At 51.6% G+C, this 23,684-nt stretch carries 18 protein-coding genes; 11 read left to right on the top strand and 7 right to left on the bottom strand.

All coding sequences use genetic code 11. The features are described 5' to 3' along the window. Positions 1-2 precede the first annotated feature (2 nt). From iscB to KTE_RS32680, 5 genes are all read left to right on the top strand, one after another. The gene (gene iscB / locus KTE_RS32700; RefSeq protein WP_201389035.1) at positions 3-1,292 is read left to right on the top strand and encodes an RNA-guided endonuclease IscB; all 1,290 of its coding nucleotides are present in this window, start codon (positions 3-5) and stop codon (positions 1,290-1,292) included. 273 nt (positions 1,293-1,565) lie between these two features. Beyond that, positions 1,566-2,315 (top strand): toll/interleukin-1 receptor domain-containing protein, encoded by a 750-nt coding sequence (locus KTE_RS32695; RefSeq protein WP_201389033.1) that lies wholly within the window; start codon positions 1,566-1,568, stop codon positions 2,313-2,315. Between the two features lie 73 nt (positions 2,316-2,388). Beyond that, entirely contained in the window at positions 2,389-6,177 is a 3,789-nt protein-coding gene (locus KTE_RS32690; protein ID WP_201389031.1) for an NACHT domain-containing NTPase, read from the top strand. A 607-nt stretch (positions 6,178-6,784) separates the two neighbouring features. Beyond that, positions 6,785-7,579, top strand: coding sequence for a PhzF family phenazine biosynthesis protein (locus KTE_RS32685; RefSeq protein ID WP_201389029.1), 795 nt, complete (start codon positions 6,785-6,787; stop codon positions 7,577-7,579). Positions 7,580-7,835: 256 nt separating this feature from the next. Further along, a complete protein-coding gene (locus KTE_RS32680; protein WP_201389027.1) occupies positions 7,836-8,234 on the top strand; it encodes a DUF3224 domain-containing protein in 399 nt (132 codons plus the stop codon). 84 nt (positions 8,235-8,318) lie between these two features. On the opposite strand, the gene KTE_RS32675 is transcribed toward KTE_RS32680, so the two are convergent. Next, a complete protein-coding gene (locus tag KTE_RS32675; protein ID WP_201389025.1) occupies positions 8,319-8,936 on the bottom strand; it encodes a hypothetical protein in 618 nt (205 codons plus the stop codon). Between the two features lie 521 nt (positions 8,937-9,457). On the opposite strand from KTE_RS32675, the gene KTE_RS32670 reads away from it, so the two are divergent. Then, positions 9,458-9,961 (top strand): shikimate kinase, encoded by a 504-nt coding sequence (locus tag KTE_RS32670; RefSeq protein ID WP_201389023.1) that lies wholly within the window; start codon positions 9,458-9,460, stop codon positions 9,959-9,961. A gap of 29 nt (positions 9,962-9,990) precedes the next feature. Here the strand turns inward: KTE_RS32670 and KTE_RS32665 are convergent, their stop codons facing one another. From KTE_RS32665 to KTE_RS32650, 4 genes are all read right to left on the bottom strand, one after another. Next, positions 9,991-10,599, bottom strand: a complete 609-nt coding sequence (locus tag KTE_RS32665; protein WP_201389021.1) for a transglutaminase family protein — start codon at positions 10,597-10,599, stop codon at positions 9,991-9,993. 61 nt (positions 10,600-10,660) lie between these two features. Next, the gene (locus tag KTE_RS32660) at positions 10,661-11,182 is read right to left on the bottom strand and encodes an AAA family ATPase (protein WP_201389019.1); all 522 of its coding nucleotides are present in this window, start codon (positions 11,180-11,182) and stop codon (positions 10,661-10,663) included. 73 nt (positions 11,183-11,255) lie between these two features. Continuing rightward, positions 11,256-11,885 carry a hypothetical protein gene (locus tag KTE_RS32655; RefSeq protein ID WP_201389017.1) on the bottom strand — a complete coding sequence of 210 codons (630 nt, stop codon included), beginning with the start codon at positions 11,883-11,885 and terminating at the stop codon, positions 11,256-11,258. Positions 11,886-12,300: 415 nt separating this feature from the next. Next, entirely contained in the window at positions 12,301-13,050 is a 750-nt protein-coding gene (locus tag KTE_RS32650) for a DUF2182 domain-containing protein (RefSeq protein ID WP_201389015.1), read from the bottom strand. Positions 13,051-13,274: 224 nt separating this feature from the next. On the opposite strand from KTE_RS32650, the gene KTE_RS32645 reads away from it, so the two are divergent. The 4 genes from KTE_RS32645 (at position 13,275) to KTE_RS32630 (ending at position 18,844) form a co-directional block, all read left to right on the top strand. Continuing rightward, positions 13,275-16,427: a LuxR C-terminal-related transcriptional regulator gene (locus KTE_RS32645; protein ID WP_201389013.1), complete on the top strand. Its 3,153-nt coding sequence runs from the start codon at positions 13,275-13,277 to the stop codon at positions 16,425-16,427. A 192-nt stretch (positions 16,428-16,619) separates the two neighbouring features. Beyond that, positions 16,620-17,135 carry a DinB family protein gene (locus KTE_RS32640; protein WP_201389011.1) on the top strand — a complete coding sequence of 172 codons (516 nt, stop codon included), beginning with the start codon at positions 16,620-16,622 and terminating at the stop codon, positions 17,133-17,135. 129 nt (positions 17,136-17,264) lie between these two features. After that, a complete protein-coding gene (locus KTE_RS32635; protein WP_201389009.1) occupies positions 17,265-18,083 on the top strand; it encodes an alpha/beta fold hydrolase in 819 nt (272 codons plus the stop codon). Between the two features lie 209 nt (positions 18,084-18,292). After that, positions 18,293-18,844 carry a non-canonical purine NTP pyrophosphatase gene (locus KTE_RS32630; protein ID WP_201389007.1) on the top strand — a complete coding sequence of 184 codons (552 nt, stop codon included), beginning with the start codon at positions 18,293-18,295 and terminating at the stop codon, positions 18,842-18,844. Positions 18,845-19,026: 182 nt separating this feature from the next. Here the strand turns inward: KTE_RS32630 and pabB are convergent, their stop codons facing one another. Continuing rightward, the gene (gene pabB, locus KTE_RS32625; protein WP_201389005.1) at positions 19,027-20,883 is read right to left on the bottom strand and encodes an aminodeoxychorismate synthase component I; all 1,857 of its coding nucleotides are present in this window, start codon (positions 20,881-20,883) and stop codon (positions 19,027-19,029) included. A 135-nt stretch (positions 20,884-21,018) separates the two neighbouring features. Next, positions 21,019-21,984, bottom strand: a complete 966-nt coding sequence (locus KTE_RS32620) for a CPBP family intramembrane glutamic endopeptidase (RefSeq protein WP_201389003.1) — start codon at positions 21,982-21,984, stop codon at positions 21,019-21,021. A gap of 596 nt (positions 21,985-22,580) precedes the next feature. Here KTE_RS32620 and KTE_RS32615 point away from each other — a divergent pair. Further along, entirely contained in the window at positions 22,581-23,585 is a 1,005-nt protein-coding gene (locus KTE_RS32615; RefSeq protein WP_201389001.1) for a LacI family DNA-binding transcriptional regulator, read from the top strand. Positions 23,586-23,684 lie beyond the last annotated feature (99 nt).

Raw genomic sequence — 23,684 nt, 5'->3', positions numbered from 1 at the left:
CCATGGTGTTTGTGCTCGACAGACACAAAAATCCGCTCATGCCGTGTACCCCCAGGCGCGCCCGCCTCCTGCTTGCACGCAAGCGGGCCGTGGTCCACCGGCTCAGCCCCTTCACGATTCGGCTCAAGGACCGCAGCGTCCAGCAGAGCGCGCTGCAACCGGTGGTGCTCAAGATCGATCCCGGTTCGAAAACGACTGGCCTGGCGCTGGCGCGGGTGGAAGAGACCGGCGAGGGAGAGGTGCACCACGCGCTGCACCTGGCCGAACTCTCCCACCGTGGGGAGGAGATCCGCGACCGGCTGCGCAAACGGGCGGGGTATCGGCGACGCAGGCGTTCGAGCAACCTGCGCTACCGGCCAGCGCGCTTCCTCAACCGCCGCCGAGCGCCTGGCTGGCTTGCGCCGTCCCTGCGCTCACGCATCGATAACGTCCTGTCCTGGGGCAGGCGCTACCAGCGCTGGGTCCCGCTGGCGCGCATCGCAGTGGAGCGCGTGAAGTTCGACACCCAGCTCTTGCAGCAACCAGAGATCTCCGGGATCGAGTACCAGCGCGGGGAACTGGCCGGTTGGGAAGTGCGCGCCTATCTCCTGGAGAAATTCGGGCGCAGGTGCGTGTACTGCGGGCGCACGGACACGCCCTTCGAGTTGGACCATATCCAGCCGCGCAGTCGCGGTGGCTCCAACCGCGTGTCGAATCTGGCGCTCAGTTGCCACGCGTGCAATGCGGCCAAGGGGGAGCGCACCGCCGCGGAGTTCGGCCATCCCGAAGTGGCCGCCCAGGCGAAGCAGCCGCTACGGGACGCGGCTGCGGTCAACGCCACCCGCTACGCGCTCTGTGACGAACTGCGCGCACTGGGTCTGCCGCTCACCAGTTGGAGCGGCGGGCGCACGAGGTGGAACCGTGCTCGCTTCTCGATCCCTAAGACGCACGCGCTGGACGCGTTGTGTGTGGGGGAACTGGCAGGGGTTGCGGTGGGTGGGCAGAACACCCTTGCGATCACCGCCACCGGTCGCGGGCGCTACAGCCGGACCAATGTCGATGAACATGGTTTCCCCGTTGGCTATCTGATGCGCCGCAAGCAGGTCCTGGACATCAAGACCGGTGATCGGGTGCGGGCGGTGGTCCCAGAGGGGTTTGCGGCGCAGGGGACGCATACCGGGCGCATCGCCGTGCGCGCGAACAAGCAGTTTCGCATGGGCAAGGTGCAGGGGATTCCTGCGCGCTTTTGCCGGGTCCTCCAACGGGCCGACGGCTACGACTATGCTGTGGTGGCGACACCCTTGCAGGGATGACGGACCGAGGAGCCCCCTCTCCTGCCACCAGGAAAGGAACGCCTGCTTCCTCCCCATGGGTGAACCCAGGGGCTTCCGCAGGCCGAATGAGGTGACATAGTCCATAGAACAAAGAGACCTGAAGACGCGAGAAAAAGCAACCCTATCTGGTTATTAAATTTTTGGATAGTGATTAAAACCCTCGTGAAGCCTTGCTCTCACATTTAAATTTAAGCACAGCAACGCATCTTGTGCTTACTTGGCAGCTACGCCTACTTGATTGGAAACGGGCCTATGACTGTAGAAATAAAGAGTTTGATTAACATTTTCTACTGCTATGCATTTGAAGACAGAGAGTTAAAAAATGAACTCGAAAAACGGCTCAGGCCATTGGTAAGACAGTATCAACTCAAGTTTTGCGAAGAAAGTGATATCTCCCCCGGTATAGAGAGGGAGAAAGAAGTTCAAATAATGCTGGACACAGCACACGTGATTTTATTGCTTGTTAGCCCAGATTTTATGGCATCTGCTTCTATTTACGAAAAAGAGCTCCCGCGTGCCCTAGAGAGGTACAAAGCTGAAGTTGCCTACGTCATCCCTGTTATCTTGCGTCCTGTCGACTGGCAAGACACCCTGCCCAGAAATCTCGCGGTCTTACCTGAAGGTGCCAGACCAGTTACCACGTGGCCCAATCGCGATGAAGCTTTCCTGGACGTTGCAAGGGGCATCAGCAAAGCAATTAGCAAAATTAATGCTAAGCTGACAGGACAAGCCATAGATTCCCAAGTGACTCAGCCATCTATTAGAGAAAGAATCCTACAGATACTTTACGAGAAACGGTCTGATCCTACGTTCGATGGAGAGGACCTGGCTCATCTCATAGGTAAGCGATGGTATGAAATCCAATCTGATGTGACCAATCTGGAAGAAAAAGGCTATATCATTACAAGAAAGAACCAGATAACAACACGAATCTTTCATAGACCACGTATTACCGCTGCCGGCATTTTGTTTTTCGAAAGCGGAATGTCATCCTCTTTGTAAGAAAAATTAAAAATAACACAGTGAAGCTGTATTTGCGCTCACATGTTTTTAACGTTCTCTCGGAGGGAAATCAATGGAAGAAGCCAATTTTGAAGCGTTTATTTTAGCATCCATGCCCTCGTTCATCGCAGTCAATTATCAACGCCTGCTTGAAACGCAAGAACCACAGGAGCAGGTCACGCTACAACTACATATCTACAACCTTGGACTCCGCACCTTAACCATCAACCTCGTGAGCCAGTATCTCTTTCACGACCGAGACCTGGTGAGGGATGCTTATTTAGACAGGCTCCTGGATCAGAAATTTGCTCATTTGACTTCAGATGCCTGGGAAAAAATTCTCTTTGCCACGTTGAGAACCTACAAAGACAACCGCGATCTCGTTTTCATGCCAGAACTGTATGACTTCTACTGGGATACCTCAACCTACCCTCATAGAGAGCGGACCGAGGTGACGCTACCCTTCAAACGTCTAACCAGGGCAACACAAGATCTTCAGTTGGAGCGTCAGCCACAAAACAAGAACCACTGGCAGGCATTAGCTCAGGAGTTATACGGACACCTGCACCAGGTCCTCGAATATCTCTCCTTTATGGCCCAATATGACCTCATTCTTGTACATGCTCAGGATGAACAGTCCTATACCTTCGAGTTGCATAAAGGCCTACAATTTCAAAAGAGCCAAAGGCCGTTGCCTCAACATGCTACTTTGGTCAATGGACAGTTCTACTTACGAACAGCCACAGAAGAGTTTCTCCCTCTCCATCCATTACTGGTCTTTTGGAGGGACTCCATCGAATCAACGAATATAGGCGTCTTTGATCGCCTGATTGAGCGACGGTTAAAATATTTACTGCCTGTCCCAAGTCAAAACCGCTTCGATGAGAAGTATTTCAAGGATTTTGTCTATTTGATACTGGACGCAGTCGAACAGATCAGGCAAGAGCGTCAAAAAATCGACAGGCTGACTTGGGAGGATTTGTGCGACATTTGCGAGAGGATTAGCACTGGCCGGATGGCAACCATACAAGGCAAATATCGTCACGACCTCTATCTTCAGCGTGACACAGTGCACCAGCACATGAAAGACTTTCTAGCAGATCCGAAGAAGCGCGGTTTTGTCCTGGTCGGCAAATCTGGCGTAGGTAAAAGCAACTTCCTCCTCGCTCTAGCCGAGGAACTGCGACAAATACGAAAGGATGTCTGTGTATTAATGTATGATGGGGCCAATCTGCCTGTGGCCTCCTCTACACTCACTGACATCATCAGCCAAGATTTTACTGACCATTTCCAGCAGCCAATACAACAAATCTGGCATGAGATCGCTAAACTCGATGATATCAATGAGAGACAGGTCATTGTGTGTGTAGATGCCGTGAATGAGAATCCAGACGCCGCAAGACTGTTGCGCCAACTTGATGAGCTCGTCCAAAAAACCTCCTGGCCTTGGCTCAAGATCGTTCTAAGCTCCCGTCCCGAGACCTGGAAGGAAATCAAGCGGGGAGTAAAAATCGCCGAGGCACTCTATTATCAAGATCCAGACAACGAAACAGCGGTCATGGATTTAGAACCATTCAGCTATTCAAAGCAGATGAACCCATTCACTCACCAGGAACTCCCCCAGGTTTATGGAAAATATGAGCGAGAATTTGGCCTGAAAACGTCATACCAGGCTTTATCACATCAAGTACGGGAGGCATTGCGAGATCCACTGCAATTGCGATTACTCGCGAAGACGTACCAGGGACAAGCTATTCCTGAGCATGTAACCGTTTCCGCACTAATCGACCAGTATATACATACCGTTTTGCCCAGGGAAGAGCAACATTTTTTAGAACATCGATTGGTCACCCTAATGGTGCGAGAGAATCACTACAGTAATGCGATCTCCGAATCCGACCTCGATGCTGCTAGTGGCGCCCTCTATGAGATGGTCTACAGCGACCAGATGAATCAGATGTTTTGTGCCTTATCTGACGCCGACATTCTTGTGCTCCAAGAGCAAGGACGCGAGCAAAAAATCGCATTCAAATATGAGCGATTCTACGAGTATTTCGCGGGCAAGAGGTTCACAAGCCTTAGTGAAACGCAAGCCGATCGATACTCCTTTTACCTCAAGTTGATTGGCGAGATAAGTGGCAAGAAAGAAGCTACTGGCAAACCGTTTCTGTGGGGGGCGATCAGAAATGCGCTGGTAGATGAGGCCAGGAGGTCAAGCATTGAGACGATTCTGAAGCTGTGCCGCACGACAGAGCAGCCTGTAAAAGAAATGCTGGTCAATGTACTCATTACTCTCGGGCTCACTGCTCCCAAACAGGTTGAAAATATTCTGAGACACTTGCTCCCTCAGGAGAAAAAAGTTGGAGAGGTGCAGAAACTCCGACAGATAGCAAGCAAATCCACTGGAGAAAACGATCTCCGAACGCGCAATGCTTGCAAAATCGCCATTGAGGTTGCAAGTCAGTTAAATTTGGGCTGGGCTCTGCAAACTGCCGCCCTACAAGCCGATTCAACGGTGAGAATGGTAGCTATACGCCATAGTTACTATCTCTGGCAACGAGATCAAGCCGCAGGGTTTGAGATTCTTGAGTATCTGGCAAAAAAGGCCGTGACTGGCTTGCTTCCTAATTTTGTAGCTTGCGAGTCAGTGGTTGGCTTGTCGGTGATCATCTTCTTCGACCACTACCAGAATGAGGAAGTTCTCAGCAGGTTACATACCATCTGGCATGAAATAATTGCCAGGCTGTTTAGGATTCACGAGAACAGTAGCACGTGGAAAGCCGTGGCAACAAACTTCATCCGCGAACAAATTATCTCCTTCGCCATTTCTGTTGCTTTCCGCCTGATTCGAGAATTACCTACCTATAATATGGTAAGTTACTCAGCCCTTGATTCTTTTTTTCAGCTCGGAGCTACAGAGAAAACAGTTTATAGGAATCTGATCAACTACCTGGATCTCAATGGGGATTATTCTAGAGAGCGGATGGAGCAGGATTACCTCGCCGTACTGAAAATTGACAATGTCCTGGTAATTCTAACCGCCGCTCTAGGGCTTACCGCTCATACCTGCGATAACCCGCATCTTTTTTTGCCCTTCCTTAAACAACTCTTTGAAACCGCGAAAAGCGACGTCGCAACCTACCCCTATCTGACCATAATTAATCATGTGGCTCAAGATGTTTTAGACCGCGATCCGCTGAATGATGAGATGTTTGACTTTTTCGTGTATACAACCGAGGTTGCCCGGGAATGCTACACACGCCATCCTGAAAAACACCATAGTCGTAGTGCTGAAGCTCCGCAAATTATATCTACAGCACCTTATATTCTATTTCAACATCAAAGGACTGGCACAGCCAGAACCCCCTGGCTAGAAGCTCCTATTCTGGCGGCACTCTCCCAACACAATCGTAAGTACTTTGAGATCATGCTTGGCACAGATTTACCATACGTAGCGATTGATAGGCAGGAACCACAAGCAGCCCTGGAGGTTCTGGAAATATTTTTCAAGAACGGAGACATTCAGATTGATCACATGATCCAGGCGTTTTTGTCTCGCTTGCATATCTACTATCCTGACACAGTAGACGAGTTCTTGGAAGAGCAAAAAGCTTCGGAGGAATTTTGCTTGCAAGTGCGCACAAATGAACCCAGTGAAAAGGTTGGTGACTTGATTGCCAAAAAACCCTGGTACTTCGCACGTGATGGTCTACTAGTAGGCCGGTCGGAGCTCCGATTTCAATTCTTAGACCTTTTTGGCAAAGCTGCTGAGTATAAAGACACACGAACCTGGGTAGAGTATATGCTTCGTGAATTAGTCAATATGATTTATGGAGGCAAGATTTTGCGTCAAATGAAATAGTTGTTCTACTCGATATATGACACATTAGACATAATTAAAGTTTATATATCAAAAGATACTTCACTCCATAAAAATGACAAAACATATTTTATTCTTTTTTACTTATTCTGCAGGTTCTCTCTCAAAGGCACAACAGTCTTTATTGCACTTTGGCTCTCTAAGCAGATCCATTTGGCTGTAGACGAGAGGGCTGCTTCCTACTACAATGGCGGATAATCTGGTGACGACTCCCCACGGATAAATCCGGGGGCTTCTCAGCAAACCGAAGTTTCCTGAAGGCTCCGTCCGAGCCAATACGTGTTTGCTCTCTTGGATGGCAAGGCGGCTTTGAAGCTCTTAAAAGGCCTCACCGAGAGGGCACAGGGACACTTGTACGCAAGTGCTTTTACGCAAGGGAACGATTTACCTTGCAACGCCCAAACACTTTTCAGTTGTGTCTGTACCAAAACACTTGTTCTAGTATAGTGTAAAAGGTGGATAGTGTCAAGAGAGGGATATCCCTAACCACCCTATCCGCCTTCAAAGGACTCGCTTCTATCCCTAGGGCTAAAGCCCAGGGTTTTACGCTCGGGTCGATAATAAAAGAAGAGATGAAGGAGAGAGACAAATGAGCCTTCCCGTATTTTTTGTGGATGCCTTTACAAGTACGCCCTTCGCGGGCAACGCGGCGGCAGTCGTAATACTGGGTGGACCTCGTGAGGATGCCTGGTTGCTACGCGTCGCCAGCGAGATGAACCAGGCCGCGACCGCCTTTATCTATCCCCAGGACGATGGTTACAACCTGCGCTGGTTCTCGGCAAAAGTCGAGCTGGAGTTGTGCGGTCATGGTACCCTGGCTAGCGCACACACCATCTGGGACCAGGGCTACCTGGCAAGCGATGCCCAGGCCCGCTTCCACACCAGAGCTGGCCTCCTGACAGCTAATAAGGTTGGAGAGTGGATCGAGCTTAACTTTCCTGCCAAGCCCGAGGAGCCAGCGGAAATCCTCCCCATCTTCGCCGAGAGCCTCGGTGCGACACCACTCTATGTCGGCAAGAGCCACCTCGACTATGTTGTCAGGCTCGAATCTGAAGCAATCGTGCGCGACCTCCAGCCAGATTTTGCGCGCCTGGTAACTATCCCGGCTCGCGGCATCATAGTCACCGCGCAAGCCGATGCTGGCCATGAGTATGACTTTGTCTCGCGCTTCTTCTGCCCCAGCGTAGGCATCAACGAAGATCCCGTGACGGGCTCGGCCCACTGCGCACTTAGCCCCTTCTGGAGCAAGCAACTAGGCAGAGACCAGCTTACCGGCTTCCAGGCCTCAACACGTGGCGGCGTTGTCCGCGTCCAGTTGGATGGAGAACGCGTGCGCCTGGGAGGCCAGGCTATCACCACCCTACGCGGCGAACTACTTCCTTAATCCCCTAACATGAGGTCAGTTACCTCTTAATTCCCTAATACTAATAAGTATGTGGCGGGTCATCGAGAATGCGATGGCCCGCCACATACTTATTTACCCTGCAAAGCGCCATAGACACTGAGAATTCGCAAAGAAGCCAAAATAACTAGGAATAAAGGACCAAATCTTTCCTAAACTGGTGTTACTCTAAAGAAGACCGTAATACTCAACACCAGGCGCATTGTCAGCACACAATAACGAGGAGAGGAACACTAGCATGAGTACACACGCCAGGTCAACGTTTAAGGTTGCCTCCTGGGAACAGGTCCCCTACGAAGAACCCGAGCAGGGCGCAAAGCTATTCCGGGTCGAAGTAAAAAAGATCTTTAGCGGTGATATCGAAGCTGAAGGCACTGCCATTCTGCTTATGTGTCAGGGAGAGAATGATGGAGGTGGCTACGTAGCTACCGAGCGCGTCACCGGGCACATTGGGGAACGTACAGGAAGCTTCGTCATTCAGCATGGAGGGGCGATGGCGGACAATGCTGTGACCGATTCCTTTGGCTACATCGTGCCCGGTAGCGGCACCGACGACCTCAAGGGCTTGCGCGGACACTGCACCTTTCAGCACGATGATAAGGGTGCCACCTTTACCCTCGACTACGAGTTTATCTAGCCATTCGCCTCTCCTGGTGTATGCACCTATCTGCCATGTCGCAATAAGGGCATACATCAGGAACGCGCTCTAAATGTAAGGCTGCTATACGCTGGTAAGAAGTGCGATTAGACGCTCTCGATCAGCATTGTTCCGGACAACATAGACACGCTCCCAATGCTTCTCAAGATAGACACGCATAAAGGCCGCTGATAGCGGTATCTTCTGCTTACACATATCCAGGCGCTCAATCAAAACCTCCGCGCCAGCGGGTTCAGCGCTCGCTTTAACCTCTTCTCGGTACATTTGCACAGCCTCGAACACGATTGGATCAGCGTCAACCGTGTCGACGCAATAACGATACGCATTTTTCATAAAGTTGAAAAGCAGCTTTGTAGGATAGGGATTGGTGCCACGCAGAGTCTTGGAGATATGGCGACACAAAACGCGCCAGGCCGCGATATACCAGGGGACCTCAAGCAACACAATATAATCAGCCTGGTAGGCAAGGTGATCAGTCGAGATAATATAAATCCCCTCAGCGATCCATGCAGACTGATCCGCAATAATAGCAGTATCCTCTATCCAGGCCTTCATATCCGTGCCATGTTTCCAGCCCAATTTATCCAAGTCGTGGTGTGGTACAGCAAGCCTGCGCGATAAATCCTGCGCCAGGGTCGTCTTGCCACTGCCAGGACCTCCAAGGATAAAAATTTTCGCCATAAGTCTCTCTTTCAGTGCATATTAATCTGCAAAATTACAAAATCCACAAAACAAGGCGGGAAAGGATACCTGAAATGCATGCGAGAGACGACCACCATCTTATGCAGCAATCAATAGGGAGACAACTTCACATGAGGGATCGGGATTGATGAATCAAAGAAATGCATGAGAGCCGCCGAGCCCCGGGGAGAAATTGCTAACGCCCTGCCCTACTTTTTATGGTAGACAAAACAAGCCCTTGCCGCACCAGGCGACAGTGGCATTCCTTCGTCATACATTCCAGGCATACGTTAGCAATGAGCGGGCATAGTAGCTCCTTCATGAAGAAAATATATTTACCCGGCCAGTATATACAAGGGAGCAGAAAAAGTAAATGCCAGCATAAACATGCTATTCTTTGTCAGCTTGTTTTTATCCTCAATGTACATTATGCTTTTCTGAGGACCCATCGTAATCACAATATAATTCCTAAGTATTTTGCGGAGGTTGCACATTCTGTTCTCAGAAGAGAGTATATCATCATGAAGAGAATTCTTCTGACGGGGATGTCTGGAACCGGTAAGTCCACGGTAATCGGCGAGCTTGCCGCACGTGGATATAAGGCAGTGGATGCGGACTGCGATGAATTCTCAGAGTGGGTGGAGGTCACCGGCAACGCTGGCACCTTAGAGTCACCGGTGGAAGTGGATAGAGACTGGGTGTGGCGAGAGGACCGCATTCAAGACCTCCTGTCCACCGAGGATACCGATGTGTTGTTCCTGAGCGGATGCGCGGAGAATATGCAGAAGTTCCTTTCCCAGTTCGACCACGTCGTACTGCTGAGCGCGCCCACTGATATCATCGTTGAACGCTTGCGCACAAGGACAAACAATCAGTATGGGAAGCATCCCGACGAAATCGCTCGTGTGCTTGGCCTGGTAGAAACGGTTGAGCCATTGCTACGACGTGCTGCGGGACACGAGATCGATACCAGTGCTTGTCTCGAGGATGTCATAGCGATCCTGCTCCGACTGATACAGCCATAGAAATGATACTCACTAAGGCATCTGGCTGCTCACAACCTCTCAGGCAAACAGTGCTGGTACATGTACAGGCTATCGCTGTGCTGTTGCAAGGGCGCGACAACTCTGGGATGCGGCTGATTGTAGATAGTGGAATAGTCTATTTCGTCTAGCTCTGGGCGCACAGGAAAGGCTAGTTTCTCCTGCTCCAGCGAAAACTCCGCCTGTACTCCTGGCTTATTGCCGCGTGCATCGAGGCGTATCCAGCGTTGAAGCGATGGGAGATAGGCAGCGTTAAGCGCATGGACCGCGTAGCCCGTCTCGGGCGTGTCTCCCAGCGTCAAGCGCTGGTAGCAAAAACCTGTGGGGATACCCTGCCCCCGCAGGAGAGCAGCCAGTAGATGGGATTTAGCATAACAGATGCCTGTCTGATGCTGTAAAACCTCGGAAGCGATACAGGTTACCTGAGGATTTTGTGCATCCCATGAGTGAGGAATGGTATCGCGCACAAACTCAAATGTGCGCCGAACGCGCTCTACTTCCGACTCGGAAGCTAGCTGTAACTGCTGAATTGCCTGGCGCACCAGGGGATGGGAGTAGTTTATGATCTCGTCTTCGCGAAGATATGTATCTATCTGGGAAATCTCACACTCAAGTTGCATGTTATTTACCTTCCAATAGTGTTGCGCAGCTTCTCTGCCTGCTTGCGACAGATCTTGGCTGCTAGTGTATCTGGCCCAGGATTTCCTCAACGATCTCAGCGGGACTCTTCTCGTCGGTCGGGATATGTGTGGCGAAGGCGGGCGACTCAAAGGCGGTGACACAGCGCTGGAAACGCTCACGAATCCAGGCCAGAGACTCCGCCGTATGCTCATGTTGTCGCTGCTCTAAGCGAACATACAGTGTCTCCTCGCGAGCCGTGAGGCAGAAGTGATAGAGCTGTGGATCAACCTGGCGCAGGCCAGCGATAATCTCCTCAAAATAGGGTCGGTGCCAGATGGTCATAGGCATGACCAGCGTGCGCCCATAGACCTGCTTCAGCACACGTGCCGTCTCGACCACCAGGGGGCGCCACGCCGTCAAATCCTGAAAATCCTCAAACTTTTCGATAGGCCTCGCGATATGCGCGAGGCCAGCCCCCACAATCTCTGGGTCATAGAGCATACTATGATAGAGACGCGGCACCAGCAACTCAGCAGTCGTCGTCTTCCCCACCGCGAACGACCCATTAATAAGAATTATCATATATTTGAGGCATCCTTTAACAAAAAGCAGAACACAAATAAAGCATATCAGAGAGCAAACATGTAAATTTTGCTCAAGACGCGAAATCAAAGACCAGCCGGACATCACTCGTAGGGCCATATGCCTCTAGGAGGCCATTGAGGATTTCTGTCAGAAAAGGTTCCACAGCCTCTGCATAAGTTGATGTCCAGATTGCGTTGCAATACGGACTATCTTTGCCTGTATGGTGGTAACTAATTGGAATATCTTCTGGCCAATCATTCCAGGCGGGAGAACTATCTGGATGAAAAATGTGCTTTACACGCTCATCTACACGGGCATAAAATTTGTTTCGCTTACCATGCCAGTCAAAACGCGCCAACTCCTCCAGTGTCAACCAGCTCGCCTGCAACCAATCTGTATTGGGTTCGCCTGTTTCTTCATCAAAGAGCACATAGTTATACCACACCTGCAACTCAGCCGAGAGATTGTCTGGAAGGCCTCGAAGGGGCGCGATTGGCTCAAATGGCTCTTCCTGATCATTTCTCACACCGGCAAGAACCGCAAAGAGGTAGTAGTGTCGCCTATCATAAATCGATTCAGGGCGATACTCCAGCGCATCGTCTGGATCGTACCGGTGCATTTCATTCTCGACCATCTGCCCAACAAAATACCACTCATTGTCGATGCGCTGCTCCACATACATTGAGATATCAGTCCCCATGCGCTCTCCCCTAGCATAAGCCATTCACAGGCTCAGCTTAAACACGTATTTTTGCACAGTGTAGCACATAGGCACAAGTAAACGGGATCCACGTTGAGTCCATCAAATCAACAATAAATGCAAAAGCAATATTATCTATAATAGAAGCTAAGTGCTTCTTTTCGGTAGGGACCAGCTTTAGCGCGTCCGAAGGCGATTGATCGCCTGTAGGCGTAGCCCAAAAACATTCCATAGCGGCATGTTGCGCTGTGGGTCGCCTGTTCACTGACAAAGGATTGGCTTGCACCGCACTGCCATGAATGGCATTTGGACGCGCTAAAGCTGGTCTCTACCGAAGTGGAGAGCCATCCCAGCCACAGCACAACTGCGTACGTAGCTGGCTCCTCTACAGTAGCCGCGTACGCCAGTAGCGGGCTCACAGCACAGGATAGAAGAAAGCCAGAATACCCGTGAGGATCAAGCAGACTCCGACCATGACGCTGAAGCGTCCACTCTGCCCCCATGTCTTCAGACAGAATATCAACGCAGTCAAGCCTAGCATCCAGGGAATATTCATCAGGCCGACGACAAGCATGATTAGCATCAGCCCTCCACAAGCCCCCAGACAGTAGAGACCATTTCTAAGCCCTAAACTGACATCAGCCAGTCCGACTGACGTTACAGGTATGGCACAACCAGTAGCCATACCAGGCTTACAGTGACTGAGGGAGTTTCTCGCCAATGGTGTCTGCTGATAAGCTCCAACGGCTATAAGCAAAATTGGGCCTAAGATGGTTAGTGATGGCGAATGTGTTGCAAGATATTCACTGGCAAGCGAGAGTCCGTAGATGGGGATGCCGGTGAGGAACCAGGCAAATATGTACCCGAGCAGAAAACTAGAGGCGCGTATAACTGGGCGAAACGTCACCTCGCGCTCCATATGCAGCGACTCAAGGTACCAGGAAAATGCAGGCGAGAAGGAGGGCAACATCATCGCGATCATCATTACTGTCCAGTACAGCAAGAAGGCAAGAAAGGTCAGACCCATCGGGCCGTATTGATGGCCTGGAGGCATACTCCAGGCATGTACCAATGTGGGTATCCAGGCCAGAAGAGCCAGGAAATGAGTCGTCATCCAGGCCTGCGCATGCCTCGAAACCTTTGATAAGGGAATTGGTTCAGCCATTGCCCGCTCCTCTTCTTTTGCCCGCCACGGCATCCTTTACCTCAATTATAAAATGATACGCTCCTAAATACTATTCTTATTTTTATTGACATTCCGGTCACGCTACTGTTTGCATACTCATCCTGGCTTATGTTACACTCTTCAAGATTGAGTAATTGAGACTTAGTAATGGATGTTATCCACTTCCGAGGCGCTCCACGTGGAGTTAAAGCAGTTAGGGATTTATGCCGAAGTCATCTCTCCATGCAATTACCTGGTCAGAAGAGCAAAAGCGCTATGAACTTCGCACGCAAGGCGAACTACAGCAATATTTTGGTTCTGAAAACAACCAGCCATGGCAAGACTGGCTGATTGAACAAACATCCTTTGCCTTTCAGGGACGGCTTGGGCATATGAGCGTGGTGAAAGAGGCACGAGCCCGGGGAAATGGCTACTGGTATGCCTATAGCACACTTCAAGGACAGACACGCAAGCGCTATCTTGGACAAACAAGCGGCGCCACGCTAGAACGTTTAGAGCAAGTAGCGCAGGCCTTCGCGAACGAGCACCGCTCCGTGTCCCAAACGGGTCAACAGATTACACAGGCGAGTTCTGACTCGCTAAACCTTGCGCATCAGAGCCACATACCACTCATCGCAACCAAGCATACTCATCCTCAACTTCCCTCTATCCTAGTGAGGCGCGAGCGCTTGCTGCAAGAGATGGATAAGGTGCTTACTCATCGCTTGCTCTTGCTCTCCTCCTCGGCTGGAAGCGGGAAAACGACGCTGCTGAGCACGTGGGCGTCACGTTCGCCGCATATCGTGGGATGGCTCTCGCTGGATGAGGCCGATAATGATCCAACACGCTTCTGGGCCTCGGTCATTACTACCCTGCGCATCTGCCTGCCAGAGATTAGCGATATCGCCCTGGCCATGCTCTACACGCCACAGCCACCCCCGCTTTCAACTATACTCATCACCTTTATCAATGAGATTCTCAGGTCCTCCAACGAGATTATCCTTATTCTGGATGACTACCATGTAATTGAAGACCAGGCCATTCATGAGGCCATGCTCTTCCTGCTCGATCACCTCCCCGCGAATATGCACCTGGTTATCGCCAGTCGTGTTGATCCGCCGCTCCCTCTGGCACGCTGGCGCATGCGAGGCCAGATGAGCGAGATTCGCGAGCCAGAGGTACGTTTTACGCCAGTAGAGGCCCAGGCCTTTCTCAATGAGGGTATGACGCTCTCGCTCTCTGAGACAGAAGTACAAGTGTTGGAGAAGCGCACAGAGGGCTGGATCGCGGGCCTACAACTGGCCGCACTCTCACTGCGCTCACACAAAAAGCCTTCTACCTTTATCGAGCACTTTACGGGCGAATATCGCTTCATCTTCGACTATGTACAGGAGGAGATTCTTCAACATCAAGCGCCATCTGTACAGCAGTTTCTGCTCCAGGTCGCGGTACTCTCGCGCATGAACGCCGCCCTCTGCCAGGAACTGACGGGAGAGCCTGCCAGTCAGGAACTATTGGAGATGCTAGAACGCCATAATCTCTTTATCGTTCCGCTGGACGAGCAACGGCAGTGGTATCGCTTACATACCCTCTTTCGCGAAGTGCTCCTGGCACGTCTGCAAGCCACCCAACCAGAACAGGTAAACACGCTACACCAGCGCGCCGCCCGCTGGCACGCGGCCCAGGGTTCTATCCATGAGGCGATGTCCCATGCACTGGCTGCTCAAGACTATCCATTCGCGGCCACAACGTTGAAGCAAAGCGCAAGACAGCTATGGACGCAAGGCGAAGCCAGAACGATCGCGACCTGGCTACTGCAACTGCCTGAGAATATCCTGCTCGAACACCTGGGATTTGCCCTCACCTCGGCCCTGAACTTGCTTTCCAGTACGCAATATATGCCGGAGCAGCAGCGTGTGCAGGCTCTGAGCCAGAGTGAACAGATTATCGCGCGTGTCGAGCAGATATTGTCCAGCGAAAGAACCACCTCCCTCGCTCCAACAGATGTGGAAAAAATTGAGAATCGTATCTGTCTCTTGCGTGAGTTTATCCTGATGAGCGAGGCTTTCCGCAAAGGCAATATGCAACAGCTTCGCCTGATCGCCCAACGCATACAACCTCTCACTGTAAGCGAATCCGTTGCCTGGAAATGGCTCGCGCTCCACGGACTCTTTGTCAGCTCTCAAGTCGTAGGTGACTCAGTCCTCTTGCTGCCAGAACTGCTCGCTTTGAAGCAGCAGGCTCTTCAGGAGCAGGACCACGCCATAGCGATTGTTGTCACATGCTGGCTTGCGGCCGCCTTTCTCTATGCAGGCCAGCTTCACTCACTCCACCAGGAATGCCTACAGGCTCAGGATCTCCTCGCTCAGCTAGGACAGAATGTCTCGGTCACGGCCTATCCCGCTTTTGATCTCTCCTTCCTCTACTATGCCAGGAATAAGTTGGAGCAGGCAGAAGGCAGCTTACAGGTAGCCTTGCAACATGCCGCGCGCTGGCAAGATATGAACTTGCTCATCTGGGGCCATGCGACTTATGTAAAAATCGCCCTGGCATCCGGGAAGATTGCGGACGCGGAAGAAGCGCTGGAACAGGCCCAAAACCTGATCCAAAGCACTGGCTTTACAAACTATGCACATGATGTCTCAGCCGCCCAGGTAGCACTCTGGCTCGCACAGGGCAACTTCACAGCGGCAGAGGACTGGGCGGCTCGCTATGATTTCAATCCCCAAACTCTGAGCTTCCTTTATATTGAGGAATATATAGCGCTGGTCAATATTCACCTCGCGCAACAAGAATATGCACAAGCATTGCACATCCTGATTCCACTGCTCAGCAGAATGGAGCAATGTAAGCGCACCTGGGATATCATTCACCTGCTGGCACTACAAGCCAACGCACTCTACGGACTAAGAGAAATGGAACAGGCCCAACAGATTGTCATACGCCTCCTGAACTTGACGGAGCCTGAGGGCTATATGCGTGTGTACCTGGACGCGGGCAAACCTATGCGCCAGCTACTCCAGAATCTGCTCAAAAACCCACCCGGGCAAGAGTTATCCTCTGCCTGCGTCTCCTACATCTCCACCCTGTTGACAGCTTTTGTCCAGGAGGAACAGAAACGCACACAGCAAGCAGCCATACTACCAAGCGAAGGACACACTACACAGGCTCCAGAAGGACTCTATGAACCCCTGAGTCCTCAGGAGCAACGCGTCCTAAGCCTGCTGGTCGCCGGGCAAACCTACGCCGAGATCGCGCAAAAGCTGATCGTCTCCCCCAATACTATCAAGACTCAGGTGAGCAGCATCTATCGCAAACTGGATGTCAGTCGGCGCGCCGAGGCTATCGCTGTCGCCAGGCGTCTCCATCTCCTCTAACTTAAAGCCTCTCATCGAAGCGTTGTGTGCCAACCCACAACTACCCATCTCACCCAACGCTAGATACTAATCACCCGCCCAATCACCAGGACAGGTGAAGTCACACCCCATGCTTTCCAGCTATACTTTGCACATCAAGAGATGAACATACATCTACCTCAAACAGGTGAGAAAAAGAAAGGTAACTACATTATGAACGCAACGACACTTCTACGCGAGCAGATTCAACAGGCGCATGGCTTCCTGAATGCCACCCTGGAGGGCATCACGACCGAGCAGGCTCACTGGGCGCCTCCCGGAACCGCCAACCCCATCGCCGCCACCTATGTACATGCCATTGCGAGCGAAGACCTGGCCATCAACATGGTGCTCAAAGGCGGCGCGCCCCTCTATGCAAGCGAGTGGGCGGAGAAGACCGGCATTAGCGAGGTGCAGCCTCTAAGCACAGCAGAATGGGCACGCCGTGTCCGCATCGATCTACCCGCTACGAGCATCTACACCCAGGCTGTCCACGCAGCCACAGATGCCTACCTCGCGACCCTGACGGATGAAGACCTGGCCCGCGACCTCGACCTGACAGCCTTCGGCCTCGGACACATGACGGTTGGCACAATCCTGAACCGTATGGTCCTGGGGCATATCGACAACATGACAGGTGAGATCTCGGTCCTTAAAGGACTCCAGGGAGCCAAAGGTTACCCTATCTAACCTGAACTACTTACGACATCATGAACCAGCCAGCCATCAATAAACCAGTGCCAAACTGGCTGGTTCTCTTACCACATAAAAAGAACTCCAATATACATCCGGGATACATTTTTTGGGGAGGTTATAGCTATGTCATTCTTTACAACTAACGACGGTACACGTCTCTTCTACGAGGATTGGGGCCAGGGAGCACCCGTGGTCTTTGCCTCCAGTTGGGCATTGAATGCCGATATGTGGGAGTACCAGGTCCCTGCCCTGGTTGAGCAGGGACTCCGCTGCATCGTTTATGATCGCCGTGGGCATGGACGCTCCGACCGAACCGGGCATGGCTACGACATAGATACCCTCGCCGATGACCTGGCCGCGTTGATCACGCACCTCGACCTGAGCAACGTCACGCTGATAGCACACTCGATGGGAGGTGGCGAGGTCGTGCATTACCTGGCTCGCCACGGCTCCGACCACATTACCAGAATCGCGCTTATCTCGGCAATTCTCCCCTTCCTATGCCAAACAGAGGATAATCCAGAAGGCGTGCCCGAGGCCGTATTTAAGTCCATCTCCGGACAATTTCGCGAAGATAGAGTGCAGTATTTTACCCAAAGAGCACAGGCCTTCTTCGCCACGCACCTGGGCAATAAGGTCTCGCCAGAGCTCGTCCAGTGGACAACCGAGCAATGTCTCTACAACTCTCCCATGGCTCTGCTCCAATGCTGGCGCACCAACTTTTACACCGATTTTCGCGCTGAGATGCAAGAAATTACGCTGCCAACGCTGATCATCCATGGAACGGCGGACGCCTCCGCCCTTATCGACGTGACCGGGCGGCGCTCCGCCAAACTGGTGCCAGGCAATATCTATAAAGAGTACCAGAACGCGGGGCATGGCCTCTTCATCACCCATAAGCATCAACTCAACAACGACCTGCTGGCTTTTATCCAGGGTTAAAGCGCTACTGGCATATGCGGCTACTGGTGAGTAGCAAATCGACATCATCATATGAGGGATAGTAAGAAGATTTCTGGGCGAATGCCCAGAAATCTTCTTACTATCCCTCATATGAACGCCGCAGGCGCGAAAAGTTAGCTTGAAAAAGGTCGGAAGTGCCTGTATCATGTCCTCGCGACCAACAAATAGCAGCACAATGAGGAGCATCCATGTTTGATACCTTAACATACGTCACAGGCAACCCTGGCAAGGTGAAACGCTTCAGCCACTATATTGACTATCCACTATTGCACAAGGACCTGGATCTACTTGAAATTCAATCACTTGAGTCAGCAGAAATCATCGAGCATAAAGCCAGGGAGGCATATAGACATATTCAAGCGCCTGTACTGGTGGAGGATACCTCGCTGCAATTCCTGGCCCTGGGGAAACTACCAGGGCCATTCATCAAATGGTTCTACGCAGAGCTAGGCACAGAAGGGCTATGCAAACTACTCGCCGAGTCGCAGGACAGGTCGGCTCTGGCCTCAGTACACATTGGCTTATATGATGGTCATGCCCTGCGCATCTTCACCAGCGCCTGTGAAGGCACCATCGCGCCCACCCCTCGTGGCCATGGCGGCTTTGGCTGGGACCCCATCTTCATCCCCAGCGGCTACCACCAGACCTGGGCCGAGATGTCAGAGGTCGAGTATCTAGCAACCTCTATGAGCACTCAAGCTCTGCAAGATCTCGCAACCTATCTAAAAACGCCGAGCTAACAAGCAACAGATTCCCGCTCTCGACCGACGCTGCTAAATGGTAAATTCACAAAATCTGTAGGGTCCATGCTGGCATGGACTGCGAGCGAAGCGACCTCCGCAACGGCGGGATAACGGCCTGCGGGCCTCGGCAGTCCATGCCAGCATGGACCCTACATCTACAAATTACGTAAATCTACCATTTAGCAGCGTTGTGCCACTACAACCTGGCGCAGGCCACGGATGGCGTTACAGATATAGACTTTTTCCGCTGTCAGGAGGTCGTCCAGGGTGAGAATGGCCTCTTGAGCGTTGGGGTGCTCCTCCAGGATGCACTGGCGCGCGATTCCTGGCAGCAAACCACAGGTTATGGGCGGGGTAAGCAAGCGGCCATCACGCTCAATGAAGATATTGCTTATGGCACCCTCGGTCACTTCACCGCGCTCGTTGAGGAAGAGTACATCGGCATAGCCATGCTGATGGGCTAACTGAAAGGCCCGCTCATAGAGGGGGCGCTGCGTGGTTTTATGGAAATACATGCGGTCCTGCGAGTTCGTTCGTTCGGGACTGATGATCACTCGCACTAGCTCCTCTCGCGGCTTTTGAACCAGTACGCTCTCGCAAGTGAAGACGCCGCTACGCTCTAGCAGCACACGCACTTTATAAGTACGCCCTGGCAGCATCTCATGCTCCTGCCGACGTAAAAGCGCCTGGAGACGTTCCTCATCCCAGGGATAACCAAAATAGCGAGCTGAGTCCTGCATCCGCTTGAGATGCTTCTCCAGGCGTTGATAGCCAGCGTCCCAGAGAATGGATTCCAGAAGAGCAAACTCTTGCGCTTGTGTGGTCAAGAAGCGAGCCTTGATCGCGCATTCGGCGGCCTCTTCAGCGGCACACGAGTCATAGACAATGCCACTACCAATGCCCATCATCCCCTGTCCATGCTCAAACTCAATGGTGCGAATAGCCACGTTGAACATGGCCTGGACTGAACCTTGTCTCGATGGAGGCGCGATATAGCCAATAGACCCGGTGTAGACGCCCCTGGGCGTCTGCTCCAACTGGCCAATAATCTCCATGGCCTTGAGCTTGGGTGCGCCCGTCACCGAGCCACAGGGGAAAAGGCTGGAGAAGATCTGCTCAAAGCTGGCATCATGTCGAATCTGGCCCGTGACGGTCGAGGTCATTTGTAACACGGTCTCATATCTCTCAACCTCTAGCAGGCGTGGAACCGTCACCGAGCCGATCTCGCACACACGCCCCAGGTCATTGCGTAAGAGGTCCGTAATCATGATATTCTCCGCCCGGTTCTTGGCATCGCCGCGCAGCCACGAGACCTGCTGCTCATCCTCTAACAGCGTGCGGCCTCGTGGGGCCGTCCCCTTCATAGGGCGAGTCGTTATACGCTGTCCATCCATCTGGAAAAACAACTCCGGCGAGAAGCTCAATACAGCTCGCTCACCTATACGCATATAGGCGCTATAGAGCGTGCGCTGAACCTGGCGGAGGCGCGCATACAGGGCCAGGGGCGAACCCGCAAAGCGAAAATGTGTGCGTCCCGTCAAGTTAATCTGGTAGACATCTCCGGCGCGAATATGCTCCCGTACTCGCTCGACCTTCTGGCGATACGTCTCCTCGTCAAGATCAAAAAGTACGTCCTGGACTTCACAGTCCATCTCATCCTGGTGATCTAAGGCATAGGCTTGCCAGGCAGCCTCCCTGAGAGCGGCATCGACTCGATATGCCTGGCGGTAGACCCCAAACCAGGCCAGGGGCGAGTGTTCATCCCTATAAGCGAGATTGCCCAGTTTCTCCAGAAAGTAGCCACATTCATAGGCAAAGTAACCGGCGAGGTAGTAGCCCTCCTGGACATATTTCTGCATCGTCGCAAGCAACGGCAGAAAGTCGCTTACCTGGTGGATCTGTAGCGTATGCACCGGGTCGACAAAGAGGTAGTCCCACCCATCACCCTGCCCTCCCAAAGTATTCTCAAGCAGCACTACATCACTGCCTGCCTGTAACAAATGCACAAAGTCTGATGCTGAATCGAGGGAAACCATAAAAACCGCCTGACGCTTGCCTCGCTCCAAGAACTGGAGCGAGAACTCCGGATATGCGTAAGGCATGGTATAGCAAATGGCCAGCAGCCGTCAAGACCGCTACTGGCGTACGCAGCTACTGTAGAGTCAATTCGCTTAGAGAGGTTGGGTGGCACGCCTGGCGAGAAATTCTGGGGTGGCAAGCGTTTGCTGCCTGAGGCAGATCAGGGAAATGCCCAGTACAAGGACGAGCGTGACAACTAAGCCGCCTTCAGGTCCAAACTCGCCGCCATTGAGCAGGGTCGCGTAAGTGTTCTGGAAGAGGAACAGATTTCCACCGTGATACTGCACGCCGCTTACGGGCAGGGCAAAGATATGACCCTGCATCCAGTTCCACGCGGTATGTAGACCAGCCACGCGCCAGATATTGCCATCGGCAAGGACACAGAGAGCACAAAGCACACCGAATAATGTGAGATTAAACAGGGCCAATAGATTAACGTGAGGATTAAGGATGTGCGCAAGCGCAAATACCAGGGAGGATATCATAATACTGAACCAGCGACCATAACGCCTGGTCAGTCTGGAGAGCAGCCAGCCTCGGTAAACGATCTCTTCTTTTGGTCCTTGAACCATCCAGCCAAACAAGGTAAAGAGAAGGGCGACCACGCCACCTCCCTCTGCTGAACCCGCCAGTTGTAGTGTCGCGGTACCGGAAGAGAGCAAGATGCAGACAATCACACTCATCAATACGACACCAAGGAGCAGACCTTGTAAGTAAGTACGCAAGGCCTGGCGTCTCGGCAACCTAAAAGGCCAGGGGCCTCGCCGCTCAACGATACACATCCAGATCCAGAGCATGAGGAAGGTTGAGCATGAAGCGATCAGCCAGTATAGGGTAAAGCCCAGCGCAGCAGGAATAGTCTCCGGATGATGTGACAGATTAGCAATTGCGTCACCTGCTGGCAAATCTCTAAGTAACTTATAAATTAGAGGAATACTACTATAGGCTGGCAGCAGCGTAAAAAGCGTGGCGAGAAGAGAGGCAAGTAACCACCAGGTATAAAACGTTGCCTTCTTTTTTATCTTAATACTGTCGTTATTAGTATATAATGTCTGCATCTCAGTACCTTATCCTTTTTATATTCCAGGTTCGCAGTCACAGGAGTATAGCAGTAATCTCACTTTAGCTATCTAAATTCAAAACATATCGTTATCATGTCTGCATGACAAGACAAAGGGGATTGGGTTCAATTAGTTTTTAGAATGCATCAATTAGCATAGCTGCACGTCAATGTATCTCAAAACGCATCAATGCAAGAGAAAGTACATCTATAATTATTATCGCAAAAAGCTTGGTTTTGTCACGCGAAAAAAGGGATGAGTTTATAGTAGAGAGTGCAGAGAGGCAGGTGTTTTACCATCCATAACAAGAACTCCTGAGTGTGCTTTCGTATTACCTAAGCAAGAGGTAGTGTACCCAATTTATAAGCGTAATCTATGAGTCATTTGACCCATTTCAAACACTGGCGAAGAAGAAGTTACTCAAATTGATGTCAAAAACAAAAAAATGCATTCTTTGCAAGCCCCCTTCGATCAGTCTAATTTCATTATCAGCATGCGATTCCTTGACTTTAGCAGCAATATATGTTAATTAATTATAATACTATCTAGTTTATCGATTAACTACAAGGCTTCTCCAAAGACGAAGGAGCGCCATGACAACTATTTATGATATCGCCAGGGCGGCAGGTGTCACAGCGACAACGGTTTCAAATGTCTTCTCGGGCAAAGGCTCAGTGAGCGAGAAGACGCGCGCACGTGTACTTCAGTACGCTCAGGAACTGGGCTATAGTCCCAATCTGGTCGCGCGCAGCCTGATCAAGGGACGTACCAGCATTATTGGCCTGATTGTCCATCCCGTTGATAATCCTTTCTTCGCGGAAATTGTGTACACGGCGGAAACGCTGGCCTATGCCGCTGGTCTACGTATCTTTGTCACCACTCTTACCGACAATGACGAGATGACACAGCTTATGCTGAAAGACCTGGTCGCCCGGAAAGTTGATGGCATTATCATCGCCTGCTCACTCTCGCCACAAACTGTGCGAGAACTTATACCACCCACCCTCCCAGTAATTTACTGCCTTTGGGAAGGTGAAGACATCTCCGACTATGAGACTGTCCTGTTTGACTTCTTTGAAGGGGGCAGGCTCGCGGCGGAACATCTCTTTACGTCCGGACATAGGCAGGTTGGTATAGTCACACATCTAGACAATAATAATTGCGACCACCATGCCATACGCACAAACGGCTTTAAAAGTGTTTTCATAGAGCATGGCATCTCTATTGATCCAGAGTTCATAGCAGGGGGAGCATCTAAACTGGAGTTGGGAAAGGCAGCGGCCTACGAACTTCTTAAGCGCCCTGAACGGCCTACTGCTATTTTCACAACCAATGATCTCATGGCCATTGGGGTCTTGTCAGCTGCCTGGGATTTAGGCATACGTGTTCCAGAAGAACTCTCAATTGTTGGCATCGATGACATCAACCTGGCCAGGTATACCAGTCCTCCATTGACCACCGTCAGAATCGATAAATATAAATTAATACACCAGGCCCTGCACACTTTACAACACGCGATTGAGCACCAACCCATAGTCTCAACACACGTCCTAAAACCAGAACTTATCATACGCCATTCGGTGGCACTACTTCCTTAGGTATTCCCTTCATAGGTTTTGTTACGCGAAACCATGATGTGAATAGATCGCAATGTCGCCTATCCCCTGACGTTGGGGACATTCTCAGGAAAGTGGGGT

The sequence above is a fragment of the Ktedonobacter sp. SOSP1-85 genome, assembly GCF_016587415.1.
Lineage (GTDB): Bacteria > Chloroflexota > Ktedonobacteria > Ktedonobacterales > Ktedonobacteraceae > Ktedonobacter.
Note: the sequence above shows the minus strand (reverse complement) of the source record. Positions and strands in the feature narration are given on the sequence as shown.

Excerpts from the sequence above, each read along its gene's own strand:
- iscB (WP_201389035.1), top strand. The coding sequence starts at position 3 with ATGGTGTTTGTGCTCGACAGACACAAAAATCCGCTCATGCCGTGTACC.
- KTE_RS32695 (WP_201389033.1), top strand. The coding sequence starts at position 1,566 with ATGACTGTAGAAATAAAGAGTTTGATTAACATTTTCTACTGCTATGCA.
- KTE_RS32690 (WP_201389031.1), top strand. The coding sequence starts at position 2,389 with ATGGAAGAAGCCAATTTTGAAGCGTTTATTTTAGCATCCATGCCCTCG.
- KTE_RS32685 (WP_201389029.1), top strand. The coding sequence starts at position 6,785 with ATGAGCCTTCCCGTATTTTTTGTGGATGCCTTTACAAGTACGCCCTTC.
- KTE_RS32680 (WP_201389027.1), top strand. The coding sequence starts at position 7,836 with ATGAGTACACACGCCAGGTCAACGTTTAAGGTTGCCTCCTGGGAACAG.
- KTE_RS32675 (WP_201389025.1), bottom strand. The coding sequence starts at position 8,936 with ATGGCGAAAATTTTTATCCTTGGAGGTCCTGGCAGTGGCAAGACGACC.
- KTE_RS32670 (WP_201389023.1), top strand. The coding sequence starts at position 9,458 with ATGAAGAGAATTCTTCTGACGGGGATGTCTGGAACCGGTAAGTCCACG.
- KTE_RS32665 (WP_201389021.1), bottom strand. The coding sequence starts at position 10,599 with ATGCAACTTGAGTGTGAGATTTCCCAGATAGATACATATCTTCGCGAA.
- KTE_RS32660 (WP_201389019.1), bottom strand. The coding sequence starts at position 11,182 with ATGATAATTCTTATTAATGGGTCGTTCGCGGTGGGGAAGACGACGACT.
- KTE_RS32655 (WP_201389017.1), bottom strand. The coding sequence starts at position 11,885 with ATGGGGACTGATATCTCAATGTATGTGGAGCAGCGCATCGACAATGAG.
- KTE_RS32650 (WP_201389015.1), bottom strand. The coding sequence starts at position 13,050 with ATGGCTGAACCAATTCCCTTATCAAAGGTTTCGAGGCATGCGCAGGCC.
- KTE_RS32645 (WP_201389013.1), top strand. The coding sequence starts at position 13,275 with ATGCCGAAGTCATCTCTCCATGCAATTACCTGGTCAGAAGAGCAAAAG.
- KTE_RS32640 (WP_201389011.1), top strand. The coding sequence starts at position 16,620 with ATGAACGCAACGACACTTCTACGCGAGCAGATTCAACAGGCGCATGGC.
- KTE_RS32635 (WP_201389009.1), top strand. The coding sequence starts at position 17,265 with ATGTCATTCTTTACAACTAACGACGGTACACGTCTCTTCTACGAGGAT.
- KTE_RS32630 (WP_201389007.1), top strand. The coding sequence starts at position 18,293 with ATGTTTGATACCTTAACATACGTCACAGGCAACCCTGGCAAGGTGAAA.
- pabB (WP_201389005.1), bottom strand. The coding sequence starts at position 20,883 with ATGGTTTCCCTCGATTCAGCATCAGACTTTGTGCATTTGTTACAGGCA.
- KTE_RS32620 (WP_201389003.1), bottom strand. The coding sequence starts at position 21,984 with ATGCAGACATTATATACTAATAACGACAGTATTAAGATAAAAAAGAAG.
- KTE_RS32615 (WP_201389001.1), top strand. The coding sequence starts at position 22,581 with ATGACAACTATTTATGATATCGCCAGGGCGGCAGGTGTCACAGCGACA.